We start from the raw sequence: 20,220 nt of genomic DNA, 5'->3' as shown, positions 1-20,220 counted from the left end.
TGCTTTATCAGATGGAGAGCGCTATGGCTTGGAACGAGCCGGGTGGCAACTCGAACAATCAGGATCCCTGGGGCGGTCGCCGTGGTGGCGGCGGCGGTGGTGGCGATAAAAAAGGCCCGCCGGATCTGGACGAGGCCTTCCGCAAACTGCAGGACAGCCTGAACGGCATGTTCGGCAGCGGCAAGAAACGTGGCGGCGGTGACCGCAATGTCGGCAAGGGTGGCGGCTACGGCCTGCTGGGCATCGGCCTGGCGGTGTTGGCTGCCATCTGGCTGTACAGCGCCGTGTACGTGGTCGACGAGCAGGAGCAGGCCGTAGTGCTGCGCTTCGGCAAGTACTATGAGACGGTCGGTCCCGGCCTGAACATCTACTTCCCGCCCATCGATCGCAAGTACATGGAAAACGTCACGCGTGAGCGTGCCTACACCAAGCAGGGGCAGATGCTGACCGAAGACGAGAACATCGTCGAGGTACCGCTGACCGTCCAGTACAAGATCACCAACCTGCAGGACTTCGTGCTCAACGTCGACCAGCCAGAGGTGAGCCTGCAGCATGCGACCGACAGTGCCCTGCGCCATGTGGTGGGTTCCACCTCCATGGATCAGGTGCTGACCGAAGGCCGTGAGCAGATGGCCGTGGATATCCGCGAACGCCTGCAGCGCTTCCTCGACAACTACCGTACCGGTATCACCGTCACCCAGGTCAACGTACAGAGCGCGGCAGCCCCGCGTGAAGTGCAGGAAGCCTTCGACGACGTGATCCGTGCTCGCGAAGATGAACAGCGTGCCCGCAACCAGGCCGAGTCCTACGCCAATGGCGTGGTGCCAGAAGCCCGTGGTCAGGCCCAGCGCATCATCGAGGACGCCAACGGTTACCGCGACGAAGTGATCGCTCGCGCCAAGGGTGAAGCCGACCGCTTCAGCAAGCTGGTGACCGAGTATCACAAGGCGCCGGACATCACTCGTCAGCGTCTGTACCTGGAAACCATGCAAGAGGTCTACAGCAACTCGAGCAAGGTCATGGTGGCCACCAAGGACGGGCAGAGCAACCTGCTCTACCTGCCACTGGACAAGATGGTCGAAGGCAGCCGCAACACGTCCGCACCGGCCAGCGGTGTATCTGCGTCGGCCAACGATGCGGCCGCGCGTGCGGCGCAGGACCTGCAACAGCAACAACAGCCGCCGCGCACTAGGGAGAGCCGCTGATGAGCAATAGATCGCTGATCGCCCTGATCGCCGCTGTGGTGCTGGCCGTCGTGGCCTGGAACTGCTTCTACATCGTGTCGCAGACCGAACGTGCCGTACTGCTGCAATTCGGCCGTGTGGTCCAGGCTGATGTTCAGCCGGGCCTGCATGTGAAGGTTCCTTACGTGAACCAGGTGCGCAAGTTCGACGCCCGCCTGATGACCCTTGATGCGCCCACCCAGCGGTTCCTGACCCTGGAGAAGAAAGCAGTCATGGTCGACGCCTACGCCAAGTGGCGCGTCAAGGATGCCGAGCGCTTCTACACTGCCACTTCCGGCCTCAAGCAGATCGCCGATGAGCGTCTGTCGCGTCGTCTGGAAAGCGGCCTGCGTGACCAGTTCGGTAAGCGTACCCTGCACGAGGTGGTTTCCGGTGAACGTGACGCGCTGATGGCTGACATCACCGCTTCGCTGAACCGCATGGCTAACAAAGAGCTGGGTATCGAGGTTGTCGATGTGCGCGTCAAGGCCATCGACCTGCCGAAGGAAGTCAACCGCAGCGTGTTCGATCGTATGAGCACCGAGCGTGAGCGTGAAGCCCGTGAGCATCGCGCCAAAGGTAACGAGCTGGCCGAAGGTATCCGTGCGGATGCCGATCGTCAGCGCCGTGTACTGCTGGCCGAAGCCTACCGTGAAGCTGAAGAAACCCGCGGTGACGGCGACGCCCAGGCGGCTGCCATCTACGCCAAGGCTTACAGCCAGGACGCTGATTTCTATGCGTTCAACCGTAGCCTGCAGGCGTACCGCGAGAGCTTCTCGAGCAAGAGCGACGTGCTGGTCCTGGACCCGAAGAACGAGTTCTTCCGCTTCCTGGACAAGAGCAAGCCTTGATGCTCTGAGCCCGTTTTCATTGGGGCTACGCCCCGCCTGGCAGCTAAAACACCAGGCGGGGTGCATCCTGAATGAAAAGGGGTGTATGATGAGGCAGCCGGGAAATTTCCCGGCTTTTTTGCGTCTGCAAGGTTGATTGGCAAGCCGCCAGTTGACGGTTTGGTCAGCGCGCAAGGCAATTCGAGGGTATTGGGTACGGTGGCTGCGCTGGGATCAGTGCTGCCCGCTGCTGTGCGCGATACCTGCTTTACTGACGGCTCGCCACAGGCAGGCCGCCCGGACCAGAGGGGAAATGGCGTAATGGCAACGGTAGACCGCTGGCTGCTGCCAGATGGCATCGAGGAAGTACTGCCACCTGAGGCTGCGCGCATCGAGATCGCGCGTCGCCAGGTGTTGGACCTGTTCCAGAGTTGGGGCTACGAACTGGTCGTCACCCCGCATATCGAGTACCTGGAGTCGCTGTTGACCGGCGCCGGCCAGGACCTGGATCAGCGCACCTTCAAGGTGGTCGACCCGCAGTCCGGTCGCCTGATGGGCTTCCGTGCCGACTTCACCCCGCAGGTGGCGCGTATCGACGCCCACACCTTGCGCCGTGAAGGCCCGAGCCGCCTGTGCTATGCCGGCAGCGTGCTGCATGCCCAGCCGCGTGCTCTGTCCACCTCGCGCAGCCCGATCCAGCTCGGTGCCGAGTTGTACGGCGATGCCAGCCCCACCAGCGATGTCGAAGTCATCAGCCTGATGCTCGCCACGCTGCAACTGACGGATGTCGCGGACGTGCACATGGACCTCGGCCATGTCGGCATCTACCGTGGCCTGGCGCGTGCCGCGGGCCTGTCGGGCGCGGTCGAGCAGCAGCTGTTCGACGCCCTGCAGCGCAAGTCGGTCGACGAAGTGCAGGCACTGACCGCCGACCTGCCGAAAGACCTGGGCAACATGCTGCGCGCCCTGGTCGAGCTATGCGGTGGCCGTGAAGTGCTGGCCGAAGCCCGCGTGCGCCTGGGCCGTGCCCCGGCCAGCGTGCTGGCGGCGCTGGACGACCTTTTGGCGATCGCTGATCGCCTGGCGTCGCGCTACCCAGACCTGCCGTTGTACTTCGACCTCGGCGAGCTGCGTGGCTACCACTACCACACCGGTGTGGTGTTCGCCGTGTTCGTGCCGGGCGAAGGTCAATCGATCGCCCAGGGCGGCCGTTATGACGATATCGGCGCTGATTTCGGCCGGGCACGCCCGGCCACTGGTTTCTCCACGGATTTGAAGACCCTGGTCACACTGGGGCGAGCGGAGGTCGTATTGCCAACTGGCGGCATCTGGATGCCCGACAGTGGTGACGCGGCCCTCTGGCAGCAGGTCTGCCAGTTGCGCAGCGAGGGCCAGCGTGTGGTTCAGGCTTTGCCTGGCCAGCCGTTGAGTGCTGCTCTCGAGGCGGATTGTGATCGGCAATTGATTCAGCAAGACGGGCGCTGGCAGGTACTGCCGCTGACCCATTGAGTTTCTGCGTCGGCAAAAGGCCGGCAACCAAGTTTGCGTGAATGAGGACCAATGTAATGGGTAAGAATGTCGTCGTCCTGGGCACCCAATGGGGTGATGAGGGCAAAGGCAAGATCGTCGATCTGCTGACCGAACATGCTGCCGCCGTAGTGCGCTACCAGGGTGGCCACAACGCGGGCCACACCCTGGTGATCAACGGTGAAAAAACCGTTCTGCACCTGATTCCGTCCGGCATCCTGCGTGAAGGCGTTCAGTGCCTGATCGGCAACGGCGTGGTCGTTGCTCCAGATGCCCTGATGCGTGAAATCACCAAGCTGGAAGAGAAGGGCGTACCGGTGCGTGAGCGCCTGCGCATCAGCCCGGCTGCACCGCTGATCCTGTCGTACCACGTGGCCCTGGACCAGGCCCGCGAGAAAGCCCGTGGCGAAGCCAAGATCGGCACCACCGGCCGTGGTATCGGCCCAGCGTACGAAGACAAAGTCGCACGCCGCGGCCTGCGCGTTGGCGACCTGTTCCACCGTGAGCGTTTCGCTGCCAAGCTCGGTGAGCTGCTGGACTACCACAACTTCCAGCTGGTGAACTATTACAAAGAGCCGGCCATCGACTTCCAGCAGACCCTGGACGAGTGCATGGCCTACGCCGAGCAGCTCAAGCCGATGATGCTCGACGTCACCGCCGAGCTGCATAACCTGCGTCGCGCCGGCAAGGACATCATGTTCGAAGGTGCCCAGGGCTCGCTGCTGGACATCGACCACGGTACCTACCCGTACGTCACCAGCTCCAACACCACTGCCGGCGGTATCTCCACCGGTTCCGGCGTTGGCCCGATGTACCTGGACTACATCCTGGGTATCACCAAGGCCTACACCACGCGCGTAGGTTCCGGCCCGTTCCCGACCGAACTGTTCGATGAAACCGGCGCTACCCTGGCCAAGCGTGGCCACGAGTTCGGTTCGACCACCGGCCGTGCCCGTCGTTGCGGCTGGTTCGATGCCGTCATCCTGCGTCGCGCCATCGACGTCAACAGCATCTCGGGCATCTGCCTGACCAAGCTGGACGTACTGGACGGCCTGGAAACCATCAACATCTGCGTTGGCTACAAGAACGAGAACGGTGCTGTCATCGACGCCCCTTCCGACGCCGACAGCTACATCGGCCTGGAGCCGGTGTACGAAGAGATGCCAGGCTGGAGCGAGTCGACCTTGGGTGCCAAGACCCTGGAAGCGCTGCCAGAAGCTGCTCGCGCTTACATCAAGCGCATCGAGGAGCTGGTCGGCGCGCCGATCGACATCATCTCCACCGGCCCGGACCGCAACGAGACCATCGTGCTGCGTCATCCGTTCGCCTGATCCGCTTTTACGGCTGATCTGACGCCGCGGTCCTGAAAGGGGCCGCGGCGTTTTCATTTGTAGGCCTGCACCGGCCTCTTCGCGGGGCAAGCCCGCTCCCACCGGATCTCTACTGCCTTCAGGTTCATTGCCACCCTGTGGGAGCGGGTTTACCCGCGAAGAGGCCGGCACAAGCCAAAACTCTGCTAGACCTTGGCACATATCCCCGCTGTTCCCGGCATAACCCTTGCTGTAAGAAGTTTCTGTGGTGGCCATCAAAATAGTGGCGCCAGAAAACACGAGGGTTACACCGTGTCTGCCATCCTCTCACTGTTACGAAGCCGCCTTTTGCGGCCTGTGTTTGTTGCCCTTGGTATCGCTCTTTTGGTGCAGGTGCTGGTTGCTGTTGCGCTGACCCGAAGCACGGTCACCGCCTTGGAGGCCGACCTGGGCGAGCGCTTGGGCAATGACAGCCGCAAGCTGGCCAGCGAGCTGGAGCAAGCTGGGCAGGACGTGCGTTCGGGGCTCGATAGCCTGTCCAGCAGCACCCGTCAGCGTTTGAGCGCAGGGTTGTCGACACGCCTGCAAAACGAGCAGCAGCAACTGCGCACCACGCTGGAAAAGAACCTCAAGGATTCTGCCAACGACATGGCCGAACTGCTGGCCTCGGTCGCCCCGCGGGCTATCTGGGACAACGATGTGCCGGTGCTCTCTGACTTCGCCCGTCGCGCTCAGCGCAACCCCAACGTGCTGTTCGTGGTCTACGACGACGCCCAGGGCCAGCACCTGACCCGCTACCTCAACCGGCAAAACCCGATCAACCAGGCGTTGATGGAAAAGGGGCAGGGCGAGCGGGCGCTGGACAAGGTGATCGATGCGGCTCGCCGCGACCCGGCGGTGTATTTTGTCGAAGCGTCGATCAACCCCAATGGTGCGGAGATCGGCAAGGTGCTAATGGGGGTTTCCACGGCTGGCGTCGATCAGGAGCTCGCGGCCCTTGACCAGCGCTTCGCCGCCTTGATCGCCAGTGGTGAGCAGCTGGTGGGTGACAGCCTCGGGGCCGCCGCCGCCGACAGCGGCAAGACCCTGCGCGAACGCCTGGAGACTGCCCAGAGCAGTGCCACCGCGATGCAGGCCAATACCGCGCAGACGGTGCGTGAAGCTGCTGCCGAGCTGCGCTGGCGTATTGGCTTGGGCCTGGTGTTGGTGGGCCTTGGCGTGTTGCTGGTAGTCGCGGTGGTGCTTGGTCGACGGGTGCTCAGCAAGCTGCGCCTGTTGATCACCGCCCTGAACGACCTGGCTGCCGGTGAGGGTGACCTGACCAAACGCGTGACCCTCGACAGTCGCGACGAGATTGGTGACATGGCCTCGGCGGTCAACCGTTTCGTCGACAAGTTGCAGCCCATCGTCCGCGAGGCCGGTGAGGTGGCGCAGCGTACGGGTGTCGAGATTGGCGCCATGGCCCAGCGCAATGCCGGTGCTGACGCCGCTGCTGCGCTGCAGCGCGATGAAGTGGCCGCCAGCCTGCGTGACCTGTCGAGCATGGCCGACGAAGCCCAAGCCGAGAGCCATGCCATGCAGTCCGCCTTGCAGCAGGTGGTGGATATTCGCCAGGCTACAGATGAGAACAGCCGGACTTCGACCCAGCTCGCCGGCCTGATCGAAAGCTTGGCAGGGCAGGTGGAGACCGGCTCGCATGTAATCGAACGGCTGGCCAAGCAGAGTGAACAGATCGAGGTGGTGCTGACAGTGATCCACGGCATTGCCGAGCAGACCAACCTGCTGGCATTGAATGCGGCCATCGAGGCGGCGCGTGCTGGCGAGACGGGGCGCGGCTTTGCCGTGGTAGCTGATGAAGTGCGCGCGTTGGCGAGCAAGACGCAAAGCTCGACCGGGGATATCCAGGCGCATATTGCTGCGCTGCAGAAAGGCGCCAAAGAAGCTGTGGCCACCATCAGCCAGGCAGGGCTCAAGGCCAGCGAAGGGTTGTTGGTGTTGCGCGAGAACGAGCGCCGCCAGCAGTCGGTGCAGGCGGCGGTCGAGCAAGTGCATGCGGCGATCGGGCTGGCTACCCGCGCGGCCGAACAGCAGGCGCATGGCGCGCAAGCGGTGCGCGGCCGGGTGGAGACCATCCACGCCCAAGCCGAACGCTCGGCTGAAGTGGTGATGCAGACCACGGCCAGCAGCAAGGTACTGGATGACCTGGCAGCGCAGCTGCGGGCCAGCCTGGGGCAGTTCAGGGCGTAACGCCCCCCTTTTGAGGGGGCGCTCCTACAAAACTCACGCCTTGTTGAGGTACATCCGTGTGGTCAGCAGGTACACCGGCAACCCCGATACCACGATCAGCAGTGCCGCGTAAGGCGCTGCCGCCGCGAACTCGACGTTGGCGGTGTGCGCCCAGACCTCAGTGGCCAGGGTGGTCATGCCGGTCGGGCTCAGCAGCAGTGTTGCCGTCAACTCTTTCATGGCATCGAGGAACACCAGGGCGAAGGCCGCGGCCAGGGCCGGGAAGATGATCGGCAAGGTCACCCGGCAGAACGCTGTGAAGCTGCTCGCGCCCAGGGTGCGGGCAGCCTCTTCGAGCGTCGGCGAAGCCTTGTTCAAGGCGGTGCGTACCGGCGCCTGGGCCAGCGGCAGGAACAGCAGTGCGTAGGCCAGCAGCAACAGGGCAGTGGTCTGGTACATCGCAGGCACGTAGTGCAACGCGAAGAACACCAGCGTCAGCGCGATCACCAGGCCCGGCAGGGCATGCAGCAGGTACGGCAGACGTTCAGCCCAGATCGCCAGGCGGCCCTTGTAGCGCACCACCAGGAAGCTGATCGGCAATGCCAGCAACACACAGAACCCTGCGCCGCCAAGCGACACCGACAACGACGTGAGCAGCGCCTTGGAGATTTCGGCGACCGGGAACGCCGCCGACGAGCCAACACTCAGCCAGTAACCGAGCATGGCCAGCGGAATGCCGCTGCCCAGCACCGCCAGGCCCACGCAGAACAGCTGCGCCAAGGGCGCCCAGCCGCGCAAGCGCACAGGCTGTGCGCGGCGCGCAACGCCTTGGCCGATACGAACGTGGCGGGCTTTGCCTCGCACGCGCAGTTCCAGCCACAACATGATCATGCACAGCGCCAGCAGCACGGCCGAGAGCATGGCCGCGTTGGCGTTGCTGAATTCCAGTTCGAACTGCTGGTAGATCGCCGTGGTGAAGGTTTGCAGGCCGAGGATCGACAGTGCGCCAAATTCCACCAGCATGTGCAGGGCAATCAGCAGCGCGCCGCCCAGCATCGAGGGCCACAGCAACGGCAAGGTCACCTTGATGAACACGCCCCAACGGCTGCACCCCAGCGTACGCGCCGACTCTTCAAGCGAGGTGTCGACGTTGCGCAGGGTGGCTGCCACCGGCAGGAACACCAGCGGATACTTGGACAAGGCCATGACCAGAATGGCCCCGCCGAGGCCTTCGAAGTCCGAGCTCAGCGACACCCAGGTGAAGCTGCTGACGAATGACGGCACCGCAAACGGCAGGCACAGCACCACGCCCCACAGGCGACGCCCCGCCAGGTTGCTGCGTTCGAGCAGCCAGGCCAGGGCCAGGCCGACCACCATGCACACCAGCGTCACCCCGAACATCAGCATCAGGGTGTTGCGCATCAGGCCCCAGACGAATGGGCGCCACAGCAGGTGCAGGGCTTCTCGCCAGCCTGCTTCCCAGGCTTTGAGGGCGACATACGCCAGTGGCAGCAAACTCATTGCCACCAGGAACAGCACAGGCAGCACCACCCAGATCGAGGGGCGCTTGCGGCGCGGCACGAAACGTACCGGCGCCGGCTCGGACAGGGCGGCAGTCATCAGAGCAGACCGACCTCACGTTCAAGTTCCAGGGCTTCTTCGGCATTGCCAAGGTCGGCCGGGGAGATCTTCGGTGGGCGCAGGTCTTCAAAAGGTTTTAGGCCACGGTCAGAAACCATGCCCTTGTGCAGCGGATACTCGGCGGTGGTCTGGGTGATCACACGCTGGCCTTCTTCGCTGGCCATCCAGTTGAGCAGGGCCTGGGCTTCTTTCGGGTGCTTGCTGGCCTTGACCGCGGCGGCGCCGGAGATGGTCACCAGGCCACCGGCATCGCCGTCGGCCAGGTAATACAGCTTGGAGTCCAGCTTGCCGCGCTCACGCTCCAGGGCATACCAGTAGTAGTTGTTCACCAGCACGGCGGCGACTTCGCCTTTTTCCACAGCCTTCAGGGCGACCATGTTGTTGGTGTAGGTCTTGCCGAAAGCCTTCAGGCCGGTCAGCCACTCTTCGGCCGCATCACGCCCGTGCATCTTGAGGATGGCTACAGCCTGTTCCTGGAAGGCGCCGCTGGTCGGCACGAAACCGACACGGCCATCCCATTCAGGGTCGGCGAAGTCCATGACCGATTGCGGCAGGTCTTTCTCGTCGATTTTCTTCGGGTTGAACACTACCACGCGGGTGCGCGCGGTGACGCCCATCCACGTGCCGTTGGCGGCTACGTATTCTTTGGGCAGCATGTTCAAGGTGGCGTCGTCGATTTTCGCCAGTAGGCCCAGCTCACCCAGGTTGTTCAGGGGTGGCGACTCTTCGGTATAGATGATGTCGGCCGGCGAGCGCTCGCCTTCTTCGATGATCTGGCTGGCCAGCTGGTTGCTGCTGCCTTTGCGGATATTGATGTGAATGCCGGTCTTGGCCTCGTAGGCCTTGGCGATGGCCTCGCCGATTTCCTTGTGCTGGCCGTTGTACATGGTCAGTGTGACCGGGGCGTCTGCCATGGCGGCCGGGGCGCCGATCACCAGGCTCAATACAGCGGCGGCCAGGGTGCGCATCAGCGGTTGCGGACGGATCGTCATGCGGGTACTTCCTCGCTTACGGCTACATATTTGGAAACAATGGTAAACGAAATCGTTTCTCAAGTGGCCGTGTGACAAGAAATTCATGGGCAGACCATCGTCGGGCAGCTGAATTTTTTGGCCGGAGGGGAGGGCACAACAGGTGGAGCAAAAAACGCAGGCAAGAAAAAACCCACTAGCAAGCTAGTGGGTTTTTATATGGTGCCCAGGAGAAGACTCGAACTTCCACGACCGTTAAGTCACTGATACCTGAAACCAGCGCGTCTACCAATTCCGCCACCTGGGCAAAGCTTTACATCAGCTGGTGAAGGCGACTATCGTTCGCTTTCACACAGTAGTAATAGATCCTTGGTCATCTATTACTTGATAATACTTGGTGCCCAGGAGAAGACTCGAACTTCCACGACCGTTAAGTCACTGATACCTGAAACCAGCGCGTCTACCAATTCCGCCACCTGGGCACACATTTCGTCGAGGTCACATGATGCTTTACATCGCGTTTCATCTCAACTACAACGTCGTCTGTCCGTCGTTGTGGTGCGCACTATACGGACGGTCCTGAGGGCTGTAAACCCCCTGATCAAAAAAAATTTCAAAATTTTCAACTTGTTGATTCTTCAGCCCTATTACACCTTCCTCGGCTCATCGCCGGGGGGCTGTCCAAGGCTGTCATTTCCGGTTTCAATACGCCTATGCCAGAATTCCTATCTATATACCCCAAGGTGAACCCCTTCTGATGGCCGATTGGCAATCCCTCGATCCCGAGGCCGCTCGCGAAGCGGAAAAATACGACAACCCTATCCCCAGCCGTGAGCTGATCCTCCAGCGTCTTGCCGATCGTGGCGAGCCGGCCGCCCGCGAGGAGCTGGCGGCAGAATTCGGTCTGTACGAGGAAGACCAGATTGAAGCCCTGCGCCGCCGCCTGCGTGCCATGGAGCGCGACGGCCAGCTTATCTATACCCGGCGTGGCACCTATGCCCCGGTAGATAAGCTGGACCTTATCTGTGGCCGCATTTCCGGCCACCGCGACGGTTTTGGCTTCCTCATCCCTGATGACAAGAGCGATGACCTGTTCCTCAGCCCTTCGCAGATGCGCCTGGTATTCGATGGCGACCGCGCCCTGGCGCGTGTATCCGGCACCGACCGCCGTGGCCGCCGTGAAGGTGTATTGGTAGAAGTCATCTCCCGCGCGCATGAAAGCGTGGTCGGGCGTTACTTCGAAGAGGGCGGTATCGGCTACGTGACGCCGGACAACCCGAAGATCCAGCAGGAAGTGCTGGTGACCGCCGGTCGCAATGGCGGCGCCAAGATCGGCCAGTTCGTCGAGATCAAGATCACGCACTGGCCCACCCCGCGCTTCCAGCCGCAAGGCGATGTGATCGAAGTGATCGGCAACTACATGGCGCCGGGCATGGAAATCGACGTTGCCCTGCGCAGCTACGACATTCCGCACGTCTGGCCCGATGACGTGGTCAAGGAAGCGCGCAAGTTCCGCTCCGAAGTGGAAGAGAAGGACAAGGAAAAGCGCATCGACCTGCGCCACCTGCCTTTCGTCACCATCGACGGCGAAGATGCCCGCGACTTCGACGATGCGGTGTATTGCGAGCCGCTGGGCAAGCTGCGCCTGTTCTCCGGTGGCTGGCGCCTGTACGTGGCGATTGCCGACGTTTCCAGCTACGTGCGCCTGGGTTCTGCCCTGGACGTCGAAGCCCAGCAGCGTGGCAACTCGGTGTACTTCCCCGAGCGCGTGGTGCCGATGCTCCCCGAAGAGCTGTCCAACGGCCTGTGCTCGCTGAACCCGCACGTCGATCGCCTGGCCATGGTCTGCGAAATGACCATCAACAAAGCCGGCCAGATGGTCGACTACCAGTTCTACGAAGGCGTGATCCACTCCCATGCTCGCCTGACCTACAACAAGGTCAGCAGCATGCTCGAGCATGCCCGCACCCGTGAAGGGAAGGCGCTGCGCGAGGAGTACAAGGAAGTCCTGCCGGACCTGAAGAGCCTCTACGCGCTCTACAAGGTGCTGCTGGACGCGCGCCACACCCGCGGCGCGATCGACTTCGAGACCCAAGAAACCCGCATCATCTTTGGCGATCAACGCAAGATCGCCGAAATCCGCCCGACCGTGCGCAACGATGCCCACAAGCTGATCGAGGAATGCATGCTGGCGGCCAACGTGGCCACCGCCGAGTTCCTGCAAAAGCACGGCGTGCCAGCCCTGTACCGCGTGCACGATGGCCCGCCGCCGGAGCGCCTGGAAAAACTGCGCGCCTTCCTCGGTGAGCTGGGCTTGTCGCTGCACAAGGGCAAGGACCCGTCGCCGAAGGACTACCAGGCCCTGCTGGCGAGCATTTCCGAGCGCCCAGACTTCCACCTGATCCAGACCGTGATGCTGCGCTCGCTGAGCCAGGCGGTGTACAGCACCGACAACAACGGCCACTTCGGCCTGAATTACGAGGCTTACACCCACTTCACCTCGCCGATCCGTCGTTACCCGGACCTGCTGGTGCACCGTGCCATCCGCAGCATCATCCGTTCCAAGGTGGATACCCCGCACGTCAAACGTGCTGGTGCCATGAGCATTCCCAAGGCGCGCATCTACCCGTACGACGAGAACACCCTCGAGCAGCTCGGCGAGCAGTGCTCGATGACCGAACGCCGTGCCGACGAGGCGACGCGCGATGTGGTCAACTGGCTCAAGTGCGAGTTCATGAAGGACCGCGTGGGCGAGACCTTCCCGGGTGTGATTACCGCGGTGACCGGTTTCGGCTTGTTCGTCGAGCTGACGGACATCTACGTAGAAGGCCTGGTGCACGTCAGTGCGCTGCCGGGCGACTACTACCACTTCGACCCGGTTCATCATCGCCTGTCCGGCGAGCGTACCGGGCGCAGCTTCCGCTTGGGCGACACGATCGAAGTCAAGGTCATGCGCGTTGACCTGGACGAGCGCAAGATCGACTTCGAAGTCTCCGAGAAGACCCTCAGCGGGCCGATCGGTCGCAAGCAGCGTGGCGCCGCAGCGTCCGCAGACGGCAAGCCCGAGCAGCCGCAACCGGCCACCGAGGCGAAAGCCACGCCCAAGCCGCGCAGCCGCAAGAGCGAGGCGTCCGAGGCCTACTTCCCTAAAGATGCCGTGCAGCGCAACGCTGAAGTGCGCAAGAGCCGCGAGATGAAGAAGGCGTTGATGACCGACGCTCGCAGCAGTGCCGGCAGCAAGTCGGAGAAGGGTGGCAAGCCATCCGGCAAGCCGACCAAGCATCGCAAAGGCCCGCCGAAGTCCGGTGCGCCCCGCAAGAGCAAGAGCAAGTCATGAGTCAGCTGGAAAAGATCTACGGCGTACACGCCGTGCAGGCGTTGTTGCAGCACCACCCCAAGCGGGTCAAGCAGGTCTGGCTGTCGGAAGGGCGCAGCGAACCGCGCCTGCAGAAGCTGCTGGAGCTGGCCGCAGAAAACCGCGTAGCGGTCGGCCAGGCCGAACGCCGCGAGCTGGATGCCTGGGTCGAAGGTGTGCACCAGGGTGTGGTCGCCGAGGTCAGCCCGAGCCAGGTGTGGGGTGAGTTGATGCTCGAGGAGTTGCTCGAGCGCACCGAAACGCCACCGCTGATCCTGGTCCTGGACGGCGTCACCGACCCGCACAACCTCGGCGCCTGCCTGCGCACCGCCGATGCCGCCGGCGCAACGGCGGTGGTGGTGCCCAAGGACAAGTCAGCGACCCTGACGCCGGTGGTGCGCAAGGTCGCCTGCGGCGCTGCGGAAGTGATTCCGTTGGTGGCCGTGACCAACCTGGCGCGCACGCTTGAAAAGCTTCAGCAGCGTGGCCTGTGGGTGGTCGGCACGGCCGGTGAGGCCGAGCAGGAAATCTACCAACAGGACCTGACCGGGCCGCTGGTGATGATCATGGGCGCAGAAGGCAAGGGCATGCGCCGTCTGACCCGTGAGCATTGCGATTTCCTGGTCAAGTTGCCGATGGGCGGTAGCGTCAGCAGCCTGAACGTTTCGGTGGCGACCGGCGTTTGCTTGTTCGAGGCAGTGCGCCAGCGTCAAGCCAAGCGCTGAATCATACCTGCGCGGGCCTCTTCGCGGGGCAAGCCCGCTCCCACAGGGTTCGGTGAGATCCCTGTAGGAGCGGGTTTACCCGCGAAGCGGCCAGTGCAGGCTAAAGTGTTTCGGGCTGTTCAAATAATCGCCAATTACCTTGCTTGTCCGCCCCGCCTTCTCTACAATTGCGCCCCTTGCCGAGCTGGCAGGCGCTCATGTGCCTCCCCTCCATGGCAAGACATACAGTGTCATTCACTCCTTGTCTGACCAGCGTTCTGGCAGACTACTAACCCGTAAGGAGCATTCATGCGTCATTACGAAATCATCTTTCTGGTTCACCCGGACCAGAGCGAGCAAGTCGGCGGCATGGTTGAGCGTTACACCAAGCTGATCGAAGAAGATGGTGGCAAAATCCACCGCCTGGAAGACTGGGGCCGTCGTCAACTGGCCTACGCAATCAACAATGTTCACAAGGCTCACTACGTGATGCTGAACGTTGAGTGCACCGGCAAGGCCCTGGCCGAGCTGGAAGACAACTTCCGCTACAACGATGCCGTGATCCGTAACCTGGTCATCCGTCGCGACGAAGCCGTAACCGGTCAGTCCGAGATGCTGAAGGCAGAAGAGAACCGCAGCGAGCGCCGTGAGCGTCGTGAGCGTCCTGAGCATGCTGACTCCGCCGAAGGCGATGACAGCAATGACAGCGACTCCAGCGATAACGCTGACGAGTAATCCACGGACCTTTTGAGGAGCCTATTACATGGCACGTTTCTTCCGTCGTCGTAAATTCTGCCGCTTCACTGCTGAAGACGTGAAAGAGATCGACTTCAAAGATCTCAACACCCTGAAAGCTTACGTATCCGAAACCGGCAAGATCGTTCCAAGCCGTATCACCGGTACCAAAGCTCGTTATCAGCGTCAGCTGGCTACCGCTATCAAGCGCGCCCGCTTCCTGGCCCTGCTGCCCTACACCGACAGCCACGGCCGCTGAGACCGGGTCGTCGACAAGCAGTAAGGGATAAGCATGCGAGCGTTAGCTGATTTCATCATGCGCGGTCGTGTGCAGGCCACCCTGGTGGTGGTCATCAGTGCAGTGTTACCGCTGTTGTTCTGGTTGAGTGCCGCTGCCGGAAGCCTCGTGCTTCTGCGGCGCGGGTTCAAGGATGCTTCAACGGTCATCGCGTTTGGGCTTTTGCCCGCGGTGGCCATCTGGGCCTTTGGCGACCCCAGTACCTTGCTGGTGCTGTTGGGGACGCTGGGGCTGGCCGCCTTGTTGCGTGCCGGGCATTCCTGGAGCCGGGTGTTGATGTTCAGTGTTGTGTTGGGGCTGGTTTACAGCCTCATCCTGGACACGGTGCTGCGTGAAACCTTCGAAGTGTTGGCCAAGGCGCTTGTACAAGCCCTGCCACAAATCGAAGGCAAGCCGGTGATCCCCGGTGAGCTGATCGGCCCTGTGCTGGTCGCTTCAACGGCGGTGATGCTGCAGCTGTTCAGCGTGCTGGCTTTGATGCTGGCGCGTTATTGGCAGGCTGCGTTGTACAACCCTGGAGGCTTCGGTCGCGAGTTTCGCGCCTTGAAGTTGCCGCGGGTAGCCATGCTGGCTTTGGTGGCCATGATGGTGCTGGGTCCGTTCATCGGGCCGCAGTTCATCGTCCTGGCCTCTGCGTCCAGCCTGGTGCTCGTCCTGGCCGGCATCGCCTTGATGCATGGGCTGGTGGCACAGGGCCGATTGGCCGGTTTCTGGCTGGTAGGCATGTACGTGACGCTGCCGCTGATCATGCAGCTGATTTATCCGTTGCTCGTGGTTTTGGCCATTGTCGACAGCCTGATTGATTTTCGCGGTCGCAAGTCCCCTGAGGGGAATGACTCCGCGAACGGTGAAGGTTAAAAGTTAAGAGGTTTTACCAAATGGAACTGATCCTGCTGGAAAAAGTCGCTAACCTGGGCAACCTGGGCGACAAAGTAAAAGTTAAGGCTGGTTACGGCCGTAACTTCCTGCTGCCATTCGGCAAGGCCACCGTTGCCAACGCCGCCAACCTGGCTGCGTTCGAAGAGCGTCGCGCCGAGCTGGAAAAAGCAGCTGCTGACCGTAAATCGTCGGCTGAAAGCCGCGCTGCCCAACTGGCTGAGCTGGAAGTGACCATCACTGCCACCGCTGGCGACGAAGGCAAGCTGTTCGGTTCGATCGGCACCCACGACATCGCTGACGCCCTGACCGCCTCCGGCGTTGAAGTGGCCAAAGCTGAAGTTCGTCTGCCGAACGGCACCATCCGTCAGGTTGGCGAATACGACGTAGCCGTGCACCTGCACAGCGACGTTGAAGCCACCGTACGTGTGGTCGTCGTAGCTGCCTAAGCTGCGCTGACTGGCTGGCCGCACGCGGCCCAGCCGGTTAACATCGGGCACGGTCCTGTCTTTCACAGGCCGTGCCCTTTGTCTTTTTCGTCCCCCAGAATTTATTCGTGGCCATGAACGAGATCACCACCTCCGAACAGCTTGACCTGCAAACCGCATCCCTGAAGGTGCCGCCGCATTCCATCGAGGCCGAACAGGCTGTGCTCGGTGGCCTGATGCTGGACAACAACGCCTGGGAGCGGGTACTGGATCAGGTGTCGGATGGCGATTTCTATCGGCATGACCACCGCCTGATCTTCCGCGCCATCCACAAGCTGGTCGACCTGAACCATCCGTTCGATGTGGTCACGTTGCACGAGCAGTTGGACAAGGAGGGCGTGTCGTCGCAAGTCGGCGGCCTGGCCTACCTGGCGGAGTTGGCCAAGAACACCCCGTCGGTGGCCAACATCAAGGCCTACGCCGCGATCATTCGCGAGCGGGCCACGTTGCGTCAGCTGATCAGCATCAGCACCGACATCGCCGACAACGCGTTCAACCCGCAAGGGCGCAACGCCGAAGAGATCCTCGACGACGCCGAGCGGCAGATCTTCCAGATCGCCGAGGCCCGGCCGAAGACCGGTGGCCCGGTAGGGGTCAACGAGCTGTTGACCAAGGCCATCGACCGGATCGACACGCTGTTCAACTCCGACAGCGATATCACCGGTATCTCCACCGGGTATACCGACCTGGACGAGAAGACCAGTGGCTTGCAGGCAGCCGACCTGATCATCGTCGCCGGCCGTCCATCGATGGGTAAGACCACCTTCGCCATGAACCTGGTGGAAAACGCCGTGCTGCGCAGCGACAAGGCGGTGCTGGTGTTCTCCCTCGAGATGCCAGGCGAATCGCTGATCATGCGTATGCTCTCGTCCCTCGGCCGCATCGACCAGACCAAGGTCCGTTCCGGCCAGCTGGACGACGACGACTGGCCGCGCCTGACCTCGGCGGTCAACCTGCTCAACGACCGCAAGCTGTTCATCGACGATACCGCCGGCATCAGCCCGTCGGAAATGCGTGCGCGCACCCGCCGCCTGGCGCGTGAGCACGGTGAAATTGGCATGATCATGGTCGACTACCTGCAGCTGATGCAGATCCCGGGTTCTGCCGGCGACAACCGGACCAACGAGATTTCCGAGATCTCCCGCTCGCTCAAGGCCCTGGCCAAGGAATTCAACTGCCCGGTCATCGCCCTGTCGCAGCTGAACCGCTCCCTGGAACAGCGGCCGAACAAGCGCCCGGTGAACTCCGACTTGCGTGAATCGGGTGCAATCGAGCAGGACGCCGACGTGATCATGTTCGTCTACCGCGACGAGGTGTATCACCCGGAAACCGAGCACAAGGGCATTGCCGAGATCATCATCGGTAAACAGCGTAACGGCCCCATCGGCTTCATCCGCCTGGCCTTCATCGGCAAGTACACCCGCTTCGAGAACCTCGCGCCGGGTATGTACAACTTCGACGACGACGAATAAACGCAGGGTTTGCGTATTGCAGATGAATCCGACCTCTGCCGTCGGATTTGATCAAAATTTGTGCTATATTCCGCGCCCGCGATTTCCCTGAACACCAGAACCGGTCACTGACATGCAAGCAGCCAAACCACTCTACGACTATCCCAAGTACTGGGCCGAATGCTTCGGGCCAGCACCGTTCCTGCCCATGAGCAGGGAGGAGATGGATCAGCTCGGCTGGGATTCCTGCGACATCATCATCGTGACCGGGGACGCCTACGTCGACCACGCGTCGTTCGGCATGGCCATCATCGGCCGTCTGCTGGAGGCCCAGGGCTTCCGCGTGGGCATCATCGCCCAGCCAAACTGGCAGTCCAAAGACGACTTCATGAAGCTGGGCGAGCCGAACCTGTTCTTCGGCGTCGCGGCCGGCAACATGGATTCGATGATCAACCGCTACACCGCGGACAAGAAGATCCGTTCCGACGACGCCTACACCCCAGGCGGCATGGCCGGCAAGCGCCCGGACCGCGCCAGCCTGGTGTACAGCCAGCGTTGCAAGGAAGCCTACAAGCACGTGCCGATCGTGCTCGGTGGCATCGAGGCCTCGCTGCGCCGCATCGCCCATTATGACTACTGGCAGGACAAGGTCCGCCATTCGATCCTGATCGACGCCAGCGCCGACATCCTGCTGTACGGCAACGCCGAGCGGGCCATTGTCGAAGTCGCCCAGCGCCTGTCCCAGGGTGAGAGCATCGAACACATCACCGACGTGCGCGGCACCGCGTTCGTGCGCCGTGACACGCCGCAGGGCTGGTTCGAGATCGACTCCACCCGCATCGACCGCCCTGGCCGCGTCGACAAGATCATCAACCCCTACGTCAACACCCAAGACACCCAGGCGTGTGCCATCGAGCAAGCCAAAGGTGACGTGGAAGACCCGAACGAAGCCAAAGTGGTGCAGATTCTCGACAGCCCGGGCATGACCCGCGACAAGTCGGTGATCCGCCTGCCGTCGTTCGAGAAGGTGCGTAACGACCCGGTGCTGTATGCCCACGCCAACCGCGTGCTGCACCTGGAAACCAACCCAGGCAACGCCCGCGCCCTGGTGCAGAAGCACGGCGAAGTGGACGTGTGGTTCAACCCGCCACCCATCCCCATGACCACCGAAGAAATGGACTACGTGTTCGGCATGCCTTACGCACGTATTCCGCACCCGGCCTATGGCAAAGAGCGCATCCCGGCGTACGAGATGATCCGCTTCTCGGTGAACATCATGCGTGGCTGCTTCGGTGGCTGCACCTTCTGCTCGATCACCGAGCACGAAGGGCGGATCATCCAGAACCGCTCCCACGAATCGATCCTGCACGAGATCGAGGAGATGCGTGACAAGGTGCCGGGCTTCACCGGCGTGGTTTCCGACCTTGGCGGCCCGACCGCCAACATGTACCGCATCGCCTGCAAGAGCCACGAGATCGAGAAGCACTGCCGCAAGCCGTCGTGCGTGTTCCCGGGTATCTGTGAAAACCTCAACACCGACCACAGCTCGTTGATCGAGCTGTACCGCAAGGCGCGTGCCTTGCCGGGTGTGAAGAAGATCCTGATCGCCTCGGGCCTGCGTTATGACCTGGCGGTCGAGTCGCCGGAGTACGTCAAGGAGCTGGTCACCCACCACGTTGGCGGCTACCTGAAGATTGCCCCGGAGCACACCGAGCGTGGCCCGCTGGACAAGATGATGAAGCCGGGCATCGGCACCTATGACCGCTTCAAGCGCATGTTCGAGAAGTTCTCGAAAGAGGCGGGCAAGGAGCAGTACCTGATCCCGTACTTCATCGCCGCGCACCCGGGCACCACCGACGAAGACATGATGAACCTGGCCCTGTGGCTCAAGGGCAACGGCTTCCGCGCTGACCAGGTGCAGGCCTTCTACCCGTCGCCCATGGCGTCGGCCACGGCCATGTACCACTCGGGCAAGAACCCGCTGCGCAAGGTGACCTACAAGAGCGAAGGCGTAGAGATCGTCAAGAGCGAGGAGCAGCGCCGTCTGCACAAGGCGTTTTTGCGTTATCACGATCCGAAGGGCTGGCCGATGCTGCGTGAGGCGCTGGAGCGCATGGGCCGTACCGATTTGATCGGGCCAGGCAAGCACCAGCTGATTCCGTTGCACCAGCCGCAGTCCGACAGCTACCAGAGCGCCCGCCGCAAGAACTCGACGCCGGCTGGCAGCCACAAGGTGGCCAAGGAGCAGAAGATCCTGACCCAGCACACCGGCCTGCCACCGCGTGGCAGCGATGGCAGCAAGCCGTGGGACAAGCGTGAGAAGGCCAAGGCCGAGGCATTTGCCCGCAACCAGCAGGCGGCCAAAGAGCGCAAGGAAGCGGCCAAGGGTGGCGGCAAGGGTAAGAAGCCGCGTCAGCCCGTTATTCCGCGCTGAGGCTTGAAGGGGGCCGCTTTGCGGCCCATCGCAGGCAAGCCAGCTTGTGTCTTCAAGGCCAATTAAACTCAAAAGGGTGAGAGCAGTGGATGGCAGACTGATAGCCAGCGGTGCCTAAAGCACGAGTAGGAGCCTAGTCACCATCCACCTC

Annotated in this window: 15 protein-coding genes and 2 tRNA genes; 13 read left to right on the top strand and 4 right to left on the bottom strand. The window is 62.2% G+C overall.

Going from position 1 to position 20,220, the window contains the following annotated elements:
* Positions 1-23 precede the first annotated feature (23 nt).
* The 5 genes from hflK to OO306_RS07570 all read left to right on the top strand — a co-directional run bounded on the left by hflK (position 24) and on the right by OO306_RS07570 (position 7,137).
* Positions 24-1,205, top strand: coding sequence for an FtsH protease activity modulator HflK (gene hflK, locus OO306_RS07590; protein WP_085272307.1), 1,182 nt, complete (start codon positions 24-26; stop codon positions 1,203-1,205).
* Positions 1,205-2,074: a protease modulator HflC gene (gene hflC, locus OO306_RS07585; protein WP_265968227.1), complete on the top strand. Its 870-nt coding sequence runs from the start codon at positions 1,205-1,207 to the stop codon at positions 2,072-2,074. Before hflK ends, hflC begins: the two co-directional genes overlap by 1 nt.
* 300 nt (positions 2,075-2,374) lie before the next feature.
* Complete coding sequence (locus OO306_RS07580) at positions 2,375-3,562, top strand: ATP phosphoribosyltransferase regulatory subunit (protein ID WP_027592534.1); 1,188 nt, start codon at positions 2,375-2,377, stop codon at positions 3,560-3,562.
* Positions 3,563-3,618: 56 nt separating this feature from the next.
* The gene (locus tag OO306_RS07575; protein WP_027592535.1) at positions 3,619-4,911 is read left to right on the top strand and encodes an adenylosuccinate synthase; all 1,293 of its coding nucleotides are present in this window, start codon (positions 3,619-3,621) and stop codon (positions 4,909-4,911) included.
* A gap of 291 nt (positions 4,912-5,202) precedes the next feature.
* Complete coding sequence (locus OO306_RS07570) at positions 5,203-7,137, top strand: methyl-accepting chemotaxis protein (protein WP_099430578.1); 1,935 nt, start codon at positions 5,203-5,205, stop codon at positions 7,135-7,137.
* 33 nt (positions 7,138-7,170) lie between these two features.
* Here the strand turns inward: OO306_RS07570 and OO306_RS07565 are convergent, their stop codons facing one another.
* The 4 genes from OO306_RS07565 to OO306_RS07550 form a co-directional block, all read right to left on the bottom strand.
* Positions 7,171-8,736 (bottom strand): iron ABC transporter permease, encoded by a 1,566-nt coding sequence (locus OO306_RS07565; RefSeq protein ID WP_027592537.1) that lies wholly within the window; start codon positions 8,734-8,736, stop codon positions 7,171-7,173.
* Positions 8,736-9,749, bottom strand: a complete 1,014-nt coding sequence (locus OO306_RS07560; RefSeq protein ID WP_085272310.1) for an extracellular solute-binding protein — start codon at positions 9,747-9,749, stop codon at positions 8,736-8,738. Before OO306_RS07560 ends, OO306_RS07565 begins: the two co-directional genes overlap by 1 nt.
* A 199-nt stretch (positions 9,750-9,948) precedes the next feature.
* A tRNA-Leu gene (locus OO306_RS07555) sits at positions 9,949-10,035 on the bottom strand.
* A gap of 88 nt (positions 10,036-10,123) precedes the next feature.
* Positions 10,124-10,210, bottom strand: a tRNA-Leu gene (locus OO306_RS07550).
* A gap of 275 nt (positions 10,211-10,485) precedes the next feature.
* Between OO306_RS07550 and rnr the strand changes: the two genes are divergently transcribed.
* The 8 genes from rnr (at position 10,486) to OO306_RS07510 (ending at position 20,069) form a co-directional block, all read left to right on the top strand.
* A complete protein-coding gene (rnr, locus tag OO306_RS07545) occupies positions 10,486-13,065 on the top strand; it encodes a ribonuclease R (RefSeq protein WP_085272311.1) in 2,580 nt (859 codons plus the stop codon).
* Positions 13,062-13,808: a 23S rRNA (guanosine(2251)-2'-O)-methyltransferase RlmB gene (gene rlmB / locus OO306_RS07540; RefSeq protein ID WP_027592540.1), complete on the top strand. Its 747-nt coding sequence runs from the start codon at positions 13,062-13,064 to the stop codon at positions 13,806-13,808. The genes rnr and rlmB overlap by 4 nt, the downstream gene beginning before the upstream one ends.
* Before the next feature lie 288 nt (positions 13,809-14,096).
* A complete protein-coding gene (rpsF, locus tag OO306_RS07535) occupies positions 14,097-14,522 on the top strand; it encodes a 30S ribosomal protein S6 (protein WP_003249557.1) in 426 nt (141 codons plus the stop codon).
* Positions 14,523-14,550: 28 nt separating this feature from the next.
* On the top strand, positions 14,551-14,781 hold the full coding sequence (gene rpsR / locus OO306_RS07530; protein ID WP_003249563.1) for a 30S ribosomal protein S18: 231 nt from the start codon (positions 14,551-14,553) through the stop codon (positions 14,779-14,781).
* A gap of 33 nt (positions 14,782-14,814) precedes the next feature.
* A complete protein-coding gene (locus tag OO306_RS07525) occupies positions 14,815-15,678 on the top strand; it encodes a hypothetical protein (RefSeq protein ID WP_027592541.1) in 864 nt (287 codons plus the stop codon).
* 20 nt (positions 15,679-15,698) lie between these two features.
* The gene (rplI, locus tag OO306_RS07520) at positions 15,699-16,145 is read left to right on the top strand and encodes a 50S ribosomal protein L9 (protein ID WP_012316464.1); all 447 of its coding nucleotides are present in this window, start codon (positions 15,699-15,701) and stop codon (positions 16,143-16,145) included.
* A 113-nt stretch (positions 16,146-16,258) separates the two neighbouring features.
* A complete protein-coding gene (dnaB, locus tag OO306_RS07515) occupies positions 16,259-17,656 on the top strand; it encodes a replicative DNA helicase (protein ID WP_027592542.1) in 1,398 nt (465 codons plus the stop codon).
* A 112-nt stretch (positions 17,657-17,768) separates the two neighbouring features.
* Positions 17,769-20,069, top strand: a complete 2,301-nt coding sequence (locus tag OO306_RS07510; RefSeq protein ID WP_265968226.1) for a YgiQ family radical SAM protein — start codon at positions 17,769-17,771, stop codon at positions 20,067-20,069.
* The last annotated feature ends 151 nt before the right edge of the window (positions 20,070-20,220 follow it).

Origin of the sequence: Pseudomonas sp. DCB_AW, assembly GCF_026240895.1 — a bacterium.
Lineage (GTDB): Bacteria > Pseudomonadota > Gammaproteobacteria > Pseudomonadales > Pseudomonadaceae > Aquipseudomonas > Aquipseudomonas kermanshahensis.
This window is presented reverse-complemented; position numbering and strand designations above follow the sequence as displayed.